11 protein-coding genes are annotated in these 11,892 nt (G+C 71.8%); 7 read left to right on the top strand and 4 right to left on the bottom strand.

The window, feature by feature from the left end; translation table 11 throughout:
• Positions 1–79: 79 nt before the first annotated feature.
• Complete coding sequence (locus tag ACFU8Q_RS03785) at positions 80–1,690, bottom strand: MFS transporter (protein ID WP_384447318.1); 1,611 nt, start codon at positions 1,688–1,690, stop codon at positions 80–82.
• Between the two features lie 216 nt (positions 1,691–1,906).
• Between ACFU8Q_RS03785 and ACFU8Q_RS03780 the strand changes: the two genes are divergently transcribed.
• The 7 genes from ACFU8Q_RS03780 to ACFU8Q_RS03750 all read left to right on the top strand — a co-directional run bounded on the left by ACFU8Q_RS03780 (position 1,907) and on the right by ACFU8Q_RS03750 (position 9,897).
• Positions 1,907–2,542 carry a TetR family transcriptional regulator gene (locus tag ACFU8Q_RS03780; RefSeq protein ID WP_384447321.1) on the top strand — a complete coding sequence of 212 codons (636 nt, stop codon included), beginning with the start codon at positions 1,907–1,909 and terminating at the stop codon, positions 2,540–2,542.
• A 317-nt stretch (positions 2,543–2,859) separates the two neighbouring features.
• Entirely contained in the window at positions 2,860–4,080 is a 1,221-nt protein-coding gene (locus tag ACFU8Q_RS03775; protein WP_384447316.1) for an alpha/beta hydrolase, read from the top strand.
• A gap of 84 nt (positions 4,081–4,164) precedes the next feature.
• On the top strand, positions 4,165–5,199 hold the full coding sequence (locus ACFU8Q_RS03770; RefSeq protein ID WP_384447314.1) for a DUF4429 domain-containing protein: 1,035 nt from the start codon (positions 4,165–4,167) through the stop codon (positions 5,197–5,199).
• 188 nt (positions 5,200–5,387) lie between these two features.
• On the top strand, positions 5,388–6,785 hold the full coding sequence (locus ACFU8Q_RS03765) for a sensor histidine kinase (RefSeq protein WP_384447312.1): 1,398 nt from the start codon (positions 5,388–5,390) through the stop codon (positions 6,783–6,785).
• On the top strand, positions 6,782–7,465 hold the full coding sequence (locus tag ACFU8Q_RS03760) for a response regulator (protein ID WP_384447310.1): 684 nt from the start codon (positions 6,782–6,784) through the stop codon (positions 7,463–7,465). The genes ACFU8Q_RS03765 and ACFU8Q_RS03760 overlap by 4 nt, the downstream gene beginning before the upstream one ends.
• A 171-nt stretch (positions 7,466–7,636) precedes the next feature.
• Entirely contained in the window at positions 7,637–8,683 is a 1,047-nt protein-coding gene (locus ACFU8Q_RS03755) for an alpha/beta hydrolase (RefSeq protein WP_384447308.1), read from the top strand.
• On the top strand, positions 8,680–9,897 hold the full coding sequence (locus ACFU8Q_RS03750) for an acyltransferase (RefSeq protein ID WP_384447306.1): 1,218 nt from the start codon (positions 8,680–8,682) through the stop codon (positions 9,895–9,897). Before ACFU8Q_RS03755 ends, ACFU8Q_RS03750 begins: the two co-directional genes overlap by 4 nt.
• 105 nt (positions 9,898–10,002) lie before the next feature.
• Here the strand turns inward: ACFU8Q_RS03750 and ACFU8Q_RS03745 are convergent, their stop codons facing one another.
• From ACFU8Q_RS03745 to ACFU8Q_RS03735, 3 genes are read right to left on the bottom strand one after another with little or no spacing between them, the layout of a single operon-like run.
• Positions 10,003–11,019, bottom strand: a complete 1,017-nt coding sequence (locus ACFU8Q_RS03745) for an aldo/keto reductase (RefSeq protein ID WP_384447304.1) — start codon at positions 11,017–11,019, stop codon at positions 10,003–10,005.
• Positions 11,019–11,480: a MerR family transcriptional regulator gene (locus tag ACFU8Q_RS03740; protein ID WP_384447303.1), complete on the bottom strand. Its 462-nt coding sequence runs from the start codon at positions 11,478–11,480 to the stop codon at positions 11,019–11,021. The genes ACFU8Q_RS03745 and ACFU8Q_RS03740 overlap by 1 nt, the downstream gene beginning before the upstream one ends.
• A 30-nt stretch (positions 11,481–11,510) precedes the next feature.
• The gene (locus tag ACFU8Q_RS03735) at positions 11,511–11,843 is read right to left on the bottom strand and encodes an ATP-binding cassette domain-containing protein (RefSeq protein ID WP_384447301.1); all 333 of its coding nucleotides are present in this window, start codon (positions 11,841–11,843) and stop codon (positions 11,511–11,513) included.
• Positions 11,844–11,892: the final 49 nt, after the last annotated feature.

Genomic DNA, 11,892 nt, shown 5'->3' with positions numbered 1-11,892 from the left:
GGCGACAGCCCCGCCGGAACGGTCCGGCGGGGCTGTCGTACGCACTGTGTTGACGCCGAGCAAGCGTCAGGACGAACCGTCAGATGTGACCGGCGCCCGCGCCCGCCTCAGCGTTCGCACCGCGCTTGGTGAGCGTGGCGACCAGCGCGGCGACCACCGCGACGATGCCGGCGACCATGAATGCCGTGCTCATGCCCGACACGAACGTGTCATGGGCGACGCCCGCGATCTTCGCCGCGATCTCCGGCGGAGTGTTGGCATCCATCGGCGGGACGCCGACCTCGACGGCCGAGGACGCCGCGTCCAGCTGCTTCGGCGAGAGGGGCGGCAGCTGCGCGGCCGTCCAGTTGTCGGCCAGCTTCGAGTCGACCTGGGAGGCCATGACCGCGCCCAGCACCGCCGTACCGAGGCTGCCGCCGACCTGCATGGCGGCCTGCTGCAGACCGCCCGCGACGCCGGAGAGCTCCATCGGGGCGTTGCCGACGATGACCTCGGTGGCGCCGACCATCACCGGGGCGAGGCCGAGACCGAGCAGGCCGAACCAGATCGACATGGTCAGGGTGCCGGTGCCGATCTCCAGCTGGGACATGCCGAACATGGCGACCGCCGTGCACACCATGCCGCCGACCAGCGGAACCCGCGGGCCGAACTTCGTGATCATGGCGCCCGCGAGCGGCGAGGCGACGATCATCATGCCGGTCAGCGGCAGCAGGTGCAGACCGCTGTCGACCGGGCTCAGACCGTGCACGTTCTGAAGGTAGAAGGTGACGAAGAACAGCCCGCCCATGAAGGCGAAGGCCATCAGCACCATCAGGACCGCGCCCGCGGACAGCGGCACGGACCGGAACATCGCCAGCGGGATCAGCGGCTCCCTGACGTTCTTCTGGGAGAAGGCGAAGACCACGAACAGGGCCACGGCGGCGCCCAGGAAGCCGAGCGTCTTGTAGTCGCCCCAGCCCCACTCTGCGCCCTTGATGAGCGCCCAGATCAGGCAGAACATCGCCTGCGACAGCAGCACGATGCCGCCGATGTCGAAGGAGCGCGGCGCGTTCTCTGCGCGGTGGTCCTTGAGGATCACCAGGCCCAGCAGGAGCGCGATCACACCGACCGGCACATTGATGAAGAAGACGGACTGCCAGCTGACGTGCTCGACGAGCACACCGCCGAGGATCGGACCGCCCGCGGTCGAGGCGCCGATCACCATGCCCCAGATGCCGATCGCCATGTTCAGCTTCTCGGCCGGGAAGGTGGCGCGCAGCAGGCCGAGCGCGGCGGGCATCAGCAGGGCGCCGAAGAGGCCCTGGAGCACCCGGAACACGATCACCAGGGCGACGCTGTGCGAGAGGCCGATGGCCCCCGATGCCGCGGCGAAGCCCACGACACCTATGAGGAAGGTCTGGCGGTGGCCGAACCGGTCACCGAGCTTGCCCGCGGTGATCAGGGAGACCGCGAGGGCGAGCATGTAGCCGTTGGTGATCCACTGGACGTCGGCGAGCGAAGCGCCGAGATCCTGCTGGATGGCGGGGTTGGCGATCGCGACGATCGTGCCGTCGAGCGCGACCATCATCACGCCGATGGCCACGGAGAAGAGCGTCAGCCAGGGGTGGCCGCGCAGCCCCTTGGCAGGTGCGGGCGCGGAGGTGTCCTGCGGCTCCCGCGACGCCTTTTCGACGGTGGTCTGACTAGTCATGCCCGGGAGATTAGTGTCAGCCGCTGACAGTTGACAAACCATTTCACAAGACAGTAACTGTCACGTAGCTCACAGGTGCGTTGAGCTGGGAATATCAGGAGAAAGAGGACCATTTCCGTGACCGATGGGCAGCGGGCCGTGCATCCGACCGGGCCGTGTGGACGTCCGACGGGACCGCACGAGCCTCCGACCGGGCCGCCCGAGCGTCCGACCGGGCTGCGCGAACAGAAGAAGCGACGCACCCGGGACGCCCTGCTGCACGCCGCCCTCGATCTTTTCACCACCCAGGGCTACGAGGAGACCACCGTCGACGAGATCGTCGACGCCGTCGAGGTCTCCCAGCGCACCTTCTTCCGCTACTTCGCCAGCAAGGAGGAGGCCGCCTTCGCCATCCAGGAGATGGTGGAGTCGCACTTCCTCTCGGAGCTGCGCCGGCGTCCCGCTTCGGAGACCCCGTTCGAGGCACTGCGCCGCGCGGTCCTCTGCGCCTGGAACACCATCGGCGAGGCGATCGAGGCGATCGTCACGGTCGAACTCCACATGCGCACCTACCAGATGATCGAGTCGACGCCGTCGCTGCTCGCCGCCCACCTTCGACGCCACATCGATCTGGAGAACCAGATCGCGCTGCTGATCGCCGAGCGCGAGGGTCTCGACGTGGAGGCGGACCCCCGGCCGAGGGTCGCCGTCGCCGCGTTCTCCGGGGTCATGCGGGTGACCGGGCAGCTCTGGGGGCAGGGGCGGGACGCCAGCGTGGACTCGCTGCGCGCGCTGACCGAGACGTATCTGGACCAGCTCGGCCCGGCACTGGCCGGAAACTGGCGGGCGGAGACCGACGCGGGGCTCGGGTAGCGCCATGGAAACTCCGTCCGGTGTGCCGGTGGCCCTCGGCGCGCACGCGCTGGTGCGCCGAGGCATCGCGTCGAGCTGTCGATGTGTCGACTCGCCGACGCGCAGATGTGTGGTACGCCTCATTGCCCCGGCATGACCGACTTCACAACAGCCGTGCCCCGGCGGCCATATGCGACGCTCCGGAGGCACCCCGCGCGCCTGAGCGTGCGCGTCGCACCAACACAGCGTGAAACGACCGGCGTTGAATTCCCGACAGCGGGGTGATGTGCGTCACCCTGTTCACGGCTGTCGTCCCGCGTCTCCTAATGTGGGCGGGAGTGACTTCCTTCGACACCTCCCCCACGCTCACCGCATGGCGCGCGCTGCTCGCCGTCGCGGTTGTGTTCGTGATGCTGGCGACCACGGGCTGGACCGCCGTACGTCACCAACGCTCCGACGAGCCGCGCACTCTCGCACTCGCCTCGTGGGCGCGCGGCAGCGTAGCCGGTCATGCGCTGCCCGACGCCGACGCTCCGCCGGGCCGGCTGGCGCAGTTCTTCGCCACGCTCACGGCCGCGCAGCGCACCGCACTCGCTGACAAGTACCCCTTGGTCGTGGGCAATCTGAACGGCGCCCCGGTCACCCTGCGCTACCACGCCAACCAGCGGGCCCTGGTGCAGGCGCAGGCGGTCGAGCGGCAGCGCATGCACGACGAGAGGCTCTCCCCCGACGGCCGAGCCGAGGCGCTCCGGCGGATGAACCGCTTCCGGTCGATGCTGGAGAACGGCCGGCACATCCTCGCCTTCGACCCGTCCGGGAAGGGCCGCGCCGCCGAGGTGTTCGGTGATCTCGACCGGGCCGCGCGGATCTCCGTGATCGTCCCCGGCGTCGACACCAATCTGCTGACGCTGGAGCGGACCGCCCCCATGGTGAACGCCGCCCCGGTCGGCATGGCGAAGTCGCTGTACGCGGCGGAGCGCGCCGCGCGCCCCGGTACCCGTACCGCCGTCATCGCCTGGGCCGACTACACGACGCCGGCCGGGATCGGGGTGGACGCGGCCCTGGGGAACCTCGCAGAGCGCGGGGCTGTGCGGCTGAACGCCCTGGTGGGCGCGTTGCCCGGGGACGCCCCGGTCTCGCTGTTCTGCCACAGCTACGGCTCGGTGCTGTGCGGTGTCGCCGCACATGAACTGCCGTCCAGGGTCACCGACATCGCGGTCGCGGGCAGCCCCGGCATGCGAGTGGAGAATGCGGGGCAGCTGCACACCGAGGCCAGGGTGTGGGCGACGCGGGACCACGACGACTGGATCGCGGACGTACCGAACCTGGAGCTCGGCGGGCTGGGCCACGGCGCCGACCCGGTCGACCCGGGCTTCGGCGCACGCATTGTCTCGGCGGGCGGAGCGGTCGGCCACAGCGGCTATTTCGAGCCGGGCACCGAGAGCCTCAGCAACTTCGCCGCCATCGGCGTCGGGGCCTACGCCTCGGTGAGCTGTGCGAACTCCGACAGCACGTGTCACAACGGAGTCGCCGCCGACGGCCGGGGCACGGGGATCTGACGGGGGCGACGAACCGCAGCCGGCCGCATATCGGGGCCGACACCGAGGGGGACGTGCGAGCAAGTGCCGCATACGATGAGGCGCATGGGTGATGTGCTGGCCGGAATTCATGCCACCTGGGAGTTCGACACCGACTCCGTGCTCATCCGCTTCGAACGGGGTATACGCACACCGAAGCTCTTCCAGAGCCTGCGTGAGCGCCGCGTCCCGCACACGGCGCTGTCGTCGGTGACGCTGACCCCGGGCAAGCGGGGCACGGTGGTCCTGCACGCGGTGCCGAGACCCGGTGCCGACCCGTTGCTGGAGGCCGCGGCGGGGCAGCTGAAGGCCGGCAGCGATCCGTACCGGCTGGTGCTTCCGGCCGAGCGCGAGACACTCGCCGAGTACTACGCGGACGAGCTGCGCGCCCGGCTCGGTCCCGATGCCGCGGAGCCCGCCGAGCGGTTCCTGGTCGCGGCCCCCGAGGCCCCGATGCAGTTCAAGGCGTACGACGGCCGGGCCAGCTTCGACGGTGACCGGATCTCTTTCCGCTGGTTCTGGACGGGCGCCTCCACGGCGAAGTGGAAGGCCGGCGACCAGACCTTTCCGGTGACGGAGCTGAGCGGGGTCGAGTGGCGCTCGCCGGAGGCCTTCGACGGCTATCTGCGGCTGGTGCCGAGGAGCCTGGGGGGCACGGTTCCCGGCCCGGGCGCGGGGGCCGGCCTCGGCATGAGCACCGCTTCCGGCCCGGGTGCGGGTGACGGTGCCGGTACCGGCACCGGTACCGGTACCGGTACCGGTACGGAGCTGGGCACAGGGCTCGCCGCCGGCCTGCTGCCGAGCGCGCAGCCGATGGCGCCCCGCCCCACCCGGGCCGATCAGGACCCGGCCGCGGTGGTCTTCGGCCTCGGCTACGGCCCGGTGCACGAGTCGCTGCCGTTCGCCGCGGCCGTACTGGAATCCGTACGCAGGAAGCAGCCGTCGTCCGCCACGCCGGCGACCGTTCTGTCGGGCGCGGGGCGGCGCGATCCCGCGGACATCGCGGAGCGGATCCGGCACCTCGGGGAGCTGCACCAGGCGGGGCTGGTCACGGACGACGAGTTCAGCGCGAAGAAGGCGCAGCTGCTCGCCGAGCTCTAGGCGTGCGGTGGGCGCGGGCGGTGCGCGCGGGCAGTGCGCGCGGGCGCTGGCCGGGGGTCTCCGGCGTACGAGACCCGGGCCCCGGAAATCCGGCTCGACGGTAATCCCCCCGTACGAGAAGGACGGCGGTGGACCGGAACCCCGGTATGACGCCACCGGGCCGGTCCACTGCCTACGCTGATCAAGCCATGTCCACTTCCCCGCCGCGCAAGCCGCGCAAGCCGCCGACGCCGCCGACGCCGACGCCGACGCCGCCCCCGCCATCGACGCCGCCCTCGTCTCCCCCGCCGCCCGCCGTCGACGGCCTGCTGAGCGCCGCCCGGCGCAATCTGCGCGAGTTCGCGCACGGGCTCTCGCACCCGTCCCACCCCGCGACGCCGCTCCTGGCGGACGCGCCGAAGCGGTGGCAGCGACTGCTGCCGTACCTCGTCGTCCTCGCCCTCGTCGCCACCTTCATCCCGGTCACGATCAATGTCCTGACCGAGGGGTACGGCGTGAACGGAGGACTGGCGGGAGCCCTGGCCGTCGCGCAGGCGGCGCCGCTCCTGATGCTGGCGCACCGGCCGCTGCAGGCGTGGTGGATCATCTTCCCCGCGGACATCCTGGGTGCGGCCGCGCTGCTCGGGTATCCGGTCGGCAAGTTCGACGTCTGGCCGTGGCCCCCGCCCACCCTGGTCGGCTATCTCTTCGTGCTGCTCGCCCTGGCCCTGCGCGAGACCCGGCGGACCCTGGCCGCGGTCTGGGTGGCGACGGGCGCGGCGAGCCTGATCCTGCACCTGATCGCGCCGGAGCGCAGCAACGGCAGCGCGCTGCTGCTCGTGATCCTCGGTGCGGTGGTCCTGGTGATCGGCGCGGCACTGCGGGAACGGGGCGACGCGCAGCGTCGGCTCGCCGAGCAGGAAACCATCAGCGAGGCCGAGCGGGCGCAGCGGACGCTGCTCGAGGAGCGCACCAGGATCGCCCGTGAGCTGCACGACGTGGTCGCGCACCACATGTCCGTGATCACGGTCCAGGCCGATTCGGCGCCCTACCGGATCAGCGGACTGCCCGAGGAGGCGCGCGAGGAGTTCGGCGCGATCGCGGCGAGCGCGCGGGAGTCGCTCACGGAGATGCGGCGGCTGCTGACGGTGCTGCGCAGCGAGGGCACGGAGGGCGAGCGGGCGCCGCAGCCGGGGCTCGACCGGGTGCAGCAGCTGGTGGAGGCGACGGTGCGGGCGGGGCTGCCGGCCGAGTTGTCGCTGGCCGCCGATCTGCCGGACGTACCGCAGGCGGTGGATCTGTCGGCGTACCGGATCGTGCAGGAGGCCCTGGCGAACGTGGTCCGGCACGCGCCCGGCGCGCGGACCCGGATATCGATCACGTCCGACGGCGCGCATCTGACCGTCCTGGTGGTCAACGACCGGGCGGAGCAGCCCGGTTCGCCGCTGGAGACGACCGGGACCGGACACGGCCTGGTCGGCATGCGGGAACGCGTACGGTTGACGGGCGGCACCCTGGACACCGGACCGCTGCCGGACGGCGGCTTCCGGGTCGCCGCGCGGCTGCCGCTCGCCGCCGCTCCGCCCCCGACCTCGGAGGACTCTTGACCATCCGCGTGATCATCGTCGACGACCAGGCCATGGTGCGGGCGGGGTTCGCGGCATTGCTCGCGGCACAGAGCGACATCGACGTGGTCGGTGAGGCACCGGACGGGCGCCAGGGCATCGACGTCAGCCGGCGGGTCCACCCGGACGTGGTCCTGATGGATGTCCGGATGCCCGAGATGGACGGCCTGGCGGCGGCTCGTGAGCTGCTGAACCCGCCCGTGGGCGTGGTGCACCTGCCCAAGGTGCTGATGCTCACCACGTTCGACGTGGACGACTACGTGTACGAGGCGCTGCGCGCCGGGGCGTCCGGCTTCCTGCTGAAGGACGCGCCGCCGGCCGACCTGATCTCGGCGGTACGGGTGGTCGCGGCGGGCGAGGCGCTGCTCGCGCCGTCCGTGACGCGCCGTCTGATAGCCGACTTCGCCCGGCAGGGGCCGTCCGGGGCCGCCCGGAGCGGGCATGCACTGCGGCTGAACGGGCTGACTCCGCGCGAGCGGGAGGTGCTGGAGCTGATCGCGCGGGGCCTGTCCAACCAGGAGATCGCCGGGCGGCTGGTGCTGGCCGAGCAGACGGTGAAGACCCACATCGGGCGGGTGCTGGCGAAGCTGGATCTGCGGGATCGCGCGCAGGCGGTGATCTTCGCGTACGAGGCGGGAGTGGTGGTACCAGGAGAGCAGTAGGGGCTCCCCCCACCCGCCCCTCCGGCAGACCCCCCGTACACCCCCTACCCGGGTATCAATCCGCACTTGGCTCCCCGGTGCGACGCCCCCGCACCCACCTCCTTCCTACCTTCCTCTCCGTCGCGCCGAACGGCGTGCGGGAGCCGGGTCAGCCGGAGAGGGAGGGGCGGGATGCGCCGTTATGCAAGGACTCTGGTCGCGGTCGCGCTGGCGACCACCATGGTGGCGGGGACGGCCGGCTGGGCGTCCGGGAACGCGCAGCAGGCCCTGACCGGGCCACCTCCCGGAACCGCGGCCTGGCGCGCGGATCGGGTGCTGGGGCGTGAGCTGCCGGACCCGGAGCGGACCACCCCCGCCGAAGTGAGCCGCTTCTTCCGGGGGTTGACGGCGGCACAGCAGCAGACCCTGGTCGTACGGCACCCACTCGTCGTGGGGAATCTGGACGGCGCGCCCGTCGCACTGCGCTACCGGGCCAACGCCCGTTCCCTGCGCACCTCGCACGACCCCGGGTACGCGCATCTCGCCGGGCCGGGGCACCGGCAGATCCTCGCCTTCGACCCGCGCGGACGCGGCCAAGTGGCCGAGGTGTTCGGGGACTTGAGCACCGCGCGCCATGTCGCGGTCGTGGTGCCGGGTTCGGACATCGACGCCGGGACCTTCGACCGTACGAACGATGTGTACGGCACCCCGGCCGGCATGGCGAAGGCGCTGTACGCGCAGACCGGACGCGGCAGCGCCGTCGTCGCCTGGGCCGGGTACACCACTCCCGTGGGCATCGGCCTCGATGCCGCGACCGGGTCGCTCGCCGAGGCCGGGGCCGACCGGCTGACCCGGTTCGCGGAGGGGCTGGCCGCCGACGGTGCGCCCGCGCCCGCCGTGTTCTGCCACAGCTACGGCTCCGTCGTGTGCGGGCTCGCCGCGTCCCGGCTGCGCGTCACGGACCTGGTCGTCCTCGGCTCGCCCGGGATGCGTGCCCGCAACGTCGCCGATCTGCACACCACCGCAAGGGTGTGGGCCGCCAAGGACGCCACGGACTGGATCGACGACGTACCGAACGTCGAGGTGGCGGGGCTCGGGCACGGCCCCGATCCGACCGGTCCGGGGTTCGGCGCACGCCGCGTACCGGCCCACAAGGCCCACGGGCACACCGGCTACTTCGCTCCCGGTACGGACTCGCTCCGCGCCTTCGCCTCGATCGCGCGGGGGGAAGCCCGATGAGCCTCACCGCCCTCACCACCCTTGCGCGGCGCATCGACGCCCGTACGCCCGCTCATCGCGACCGCGCCATCGACGGCCTGCGCGCCCTCGCCCTGCTCGCCGTCCCGACCGGCCACTGGCTGCTCGGCGGCTTCCGCCTCGACGGCGACGGCGCGCTGCACAACGCCAGCCCGCTCGCCACGTTCGGCGGCCTCGCCCCGGTGAGCTGGGTGCTTCAGATGCTGGGCATCTTCTTCCTGGTCGGCGGCTACGCCTCCGTGCTCTCGTACCACCGCAGGAAGTCCACCACCGGTGCCTGGCTGCGCGGACGCGTCGCCCGCCTGGGCAGGCCGGTGATCGGGGTGACGGCCGTCTGGGCGGCGATGATCCCGGTGCTGAGCGCGCTCGGCGTGCCCGGTGACACCCTGCGGACCGGGTCGACGCTGGTGATCCAGCCGCTGTGGTTCGTCGGGGTGTACACGGTGGTCACGGCGCTCACCCCGTACTGCGTCAAGGCCGCACGGAAACTGGGCGGCTGGGCCGCGGTGCCGCTGCTCGGGTCGGTCGCAGCCGTCGACTTCCTGCGGTACGGGCCGTTCGCGGACACCATGCCGTCCTGGCTGAGCGTGCTGAACATCCTTCCGGGCTGGCTCTTCGCGTACCAGCTCGGCGTCTCCTGGGGCGAGGGCCGCATCGGCAGGCGTGGCGCCCGCGTCCTGCTCATCGGCGGGACCGTGCTGTTCGCCGCGCTGCTGCTGGTCCTCCACTATCCGGCGTCGATGGTCGGCGTACCGGGCGAGGCGCGGACGAACTCGCATCCGCCGTCGCTGCTGGTCCTGGCGCTGGCCGCCGCGCAGAGCGGCGCGGCGATCCTGCTGCGGGACCGGATCGGCCGGTTCCTGCGCAGGCCGCGGGTGTGGGCGCCGGTCGTCGTCATCAACCTGTCCGCGATGACGATCCTGTGCTGGCACCAGACGGCGATGCTGGCCGCGGCGGTCCCGGCGTCGTTCGCCGGTGCGGTGCCGGGACTGACGACCGGGCCCGACACGGTCGGCTGGATCCTGGCGCGGGTGGCGTGGCTGCCGGTGTTCGCGGGGCTGCTGGTGTTGATCGCCCGGTACGCGCGACGCTTCGAGGCCCCGTGGAAGACCGGCACGCACGCGGCGAACGCCCGCCGCGCGGTGGCGGGCCTGCTGGCGACAGGGTTCGCGGCGTACGCGCTGGGGCTGGCGTAGGACGGCGCCGGACGATCCATCCCGTCCGGCGATCGAGGGCGTCTCAAGCCCGTCCGGCGCTTGAGGGCACAACGATCGCCGGGCGCCCGGGCCCGCCGGAAACGACTACTCTCGCGCGGCGGACGTCGAGCTCATGTCCGGGTACCGGTCCCCCGCCACCTGCCCCGCGATCGGCTCCAGCAACGCCAGCTCCTGGTCCGTCAGCGTGAGCCGGGTGGCGGCCACGTTCTCCAGCAGCCGGCTGCTCTTGCGGGTGCCCGGGATCGGCACCACGGTCAGCCCGTGCACCTGGGCCCGCTGCTGCACCCAGGCGAGCGCCACCTGAGCCGCCGACGCCCCGTGCGCTGCCGCGATCTTGTGGACGGGCTCCAGCAGGGCGGCGTTCGCCTTCGCGTTGTCGCCCGTGAAGCGCGGCTGGAACCGGCGGAAGTCGCCCTGCGACAGGTCCTTGGCCGCGTCCGTGAACGACCCGGTCAGGAAGCCGCGGCCGAGCGGCGAGTACGGCACGACGGTCACCCCGAGCTCGACAGCCGCCGGTACGGCGCTGCGCTCGACGTCCCGGCTGAAGAGCGACCACTCGGACTGCAGGGCGGCGATCGGATGCACGGCGTACGCCTCGCGCAGCTCCGCGCCCGTCACCTCGCTCAGCCCGAGCTGCTTGACCTTGCCCTGCCGGACCAGCTCGGCCATCGCGCCGACGGACTCGGCCAGCGGGACGGCCGGGTCGCGGCGGTGCATGTAGTAGAGGTCGATGACGTCGGTGTTCAGCCGACGCAGGCTGTCCTCGACGGCGCTGCGGATGTACGCGGGGTCGTTGCGCACGCCCCGGTAGTGCGGGTCGTCGTCCTTGCGCTCGATGGCGAACTTCGTGGCGAGCGTGATCTCGTCGCGGTGCGCCCCGACGAACGGGGCGAGGAACTCCTCGTTGGCGCCGAGACCGTACACATCCGCGGTGTCGAAGAGGGTGACGCCCGCCGCCAGCGCCGTCTCCAGCGTCTCGCGGGCGGCGGACTCGTCGGTGTCCCCGTAGAACTCGCTCATGCCCATGCAGCCGAGTCCCTGCACGCCGATCTGCGGGCCGCCGATACCGAGCTCCACGGTGGCGATCTTGTTGTCAGTCATCAGGTACAAGGCCTTTCCGGCGCCCGGCGGGCACTCGCATAGAAGTCGATCTTGTGGTCGAGGACGGCGAGGGTGTCCTGGAGCTCCGCGATCCGCGTCCTCACGTCGCGGCGGGTCGCTTCCAGCAGCTCCTGCCGTTCCTCGAAGGTGTGCTCGCCCTCGCGCAGCAGCTCCGCGTACCGGACCATGTCGGCGACCGGCATCCCGGTCAGCCGCAGCTTGCCGACGAAGGCCAGCCAGTCCAGGTCACGGTTGGTGAAGCGCCGCTGGCCGGTGTGCGACCGGTCGACGTGCGGCATCAGCCCGATCCGCTCGTACCAGCGCAGGGTGTGCGCGGTGAGCCCGGTGAAGGCGACGACCTCACTGATGGTGTAGCGGTCCTGCCCCTCGGGACGCGGATGCGCCTGCGGGGCCGAGGCGCAGACGTCCACCTTCACGGAAGTGCTCTCCATCACCGTCATGACCTCCACGCTAGAACCTTGGAGTGCACTCTAAGCAAGCGCGAACGGTGACGGGTTTCGGCGACGGCCGGCACAGGAGCGTGCTCCTGTGCCGAAGCGTGCCAGTAGGCCGTCGTCGGACACCTCCAGGTGGTTGACGCAGCGGAGCAGCGTGCTCTTGCCGGACCCCGACGGGCCGATGAGACACACGGTCTCCCCGCGCCTCACGTCAAGGGAGACCCCGCGCAGCACTCCATGCCGTGCGGAGCTGCGCGGCGAGAGGAACTGGCCCCTCGACCTGGGCCTGTGCAACTGGTCCGGCAACCTCCTGGAGTCCGGCGTCGCCCTGACGGGCCTGGCGCTGACCGGTGCGCTGCCGTCCATCGTGCCGATGGCGCAGAAACGACGTCACCCGGGGAGCCCTCATGACCGC

Origin of the sequence: Streptomyces sp. NPDC057543 (assembly GCF_042801895.1) — a bacterium.
Taxonomy (GTDB): Bacteria; Actinomycetota; Actinomycetes; order Streptomycetales; family Streptomycetaceae; genus Streptomyces.
The sequence above is the reverse complement of the archived record's forward strand: the minus strand, read 5'-3'. Positions and strand labels throughout refer to the sequence as shown.

Excerpts from the sequence above, each read along its gene's own strand:
- ACFU8Q_RS03750 (WP_384447306.1), top strand. The coding sequence starts at position 8,680 with ATGAGCCTCACCGCCCTCACCACCCTTGCGCGGCGCATCGACGCCCGT.
- ACFU8Q_RS03735 (WP_384447301.1), bottom strand. The coding sequence starts at position 11,843 with ATGGACGGCAGCGCACCGGTCAGCGCCAGGCCCGTCAGGGCGACGCCG.
- ACFU8Q_RS03755 (WP_384447308.1), top strand. The coding sequence starts at position 7,637 with ATGCGCCGTTATGCAAGGACTCTGGTCGCGGTCGCGCTGGCGACCACC.
- ACFU8Q_RS03740 (WP_384447303.1), bottom strand. The coding sequence starts at position 11,480 with ATGACGGTGATGGAGAGCACTTCCGTGAAGGTGGACGTCTGCGCCTCG.
- ACFU8Q_RS03785 (WP_384447318.1), bottom strand. The coding sequence starts at position 1,690 with ATGACTAGTCAGACCACCGTCGAAAAGGCGTCGCGGGAGCCGCAGGAC.
- ACFU8Q_RS03745 (WP_384447304.1), bottom strand. The coding sequence starts at position 11,019 with ATGACTGACAACAAGATCGCCACCGTGGAGCTCGGTATCGGCGGCCCG.
- ACFU8Q_RS03765 (WP_384447312.1), top strand. The coding sequence starts at position 5,388 with ATGTCCACTTCCCCGCCGCGCAAGCCGCGCAAGCCGCCGACGCCGCCG.
- ACFU8Q_RS03770 (WP_384447314.1), top strand. The coding sequence starts at position 4,165 with ATGGGTGATGTGCTGGCCGGAATTCATGCCACCTGGGAGTTCGACACC.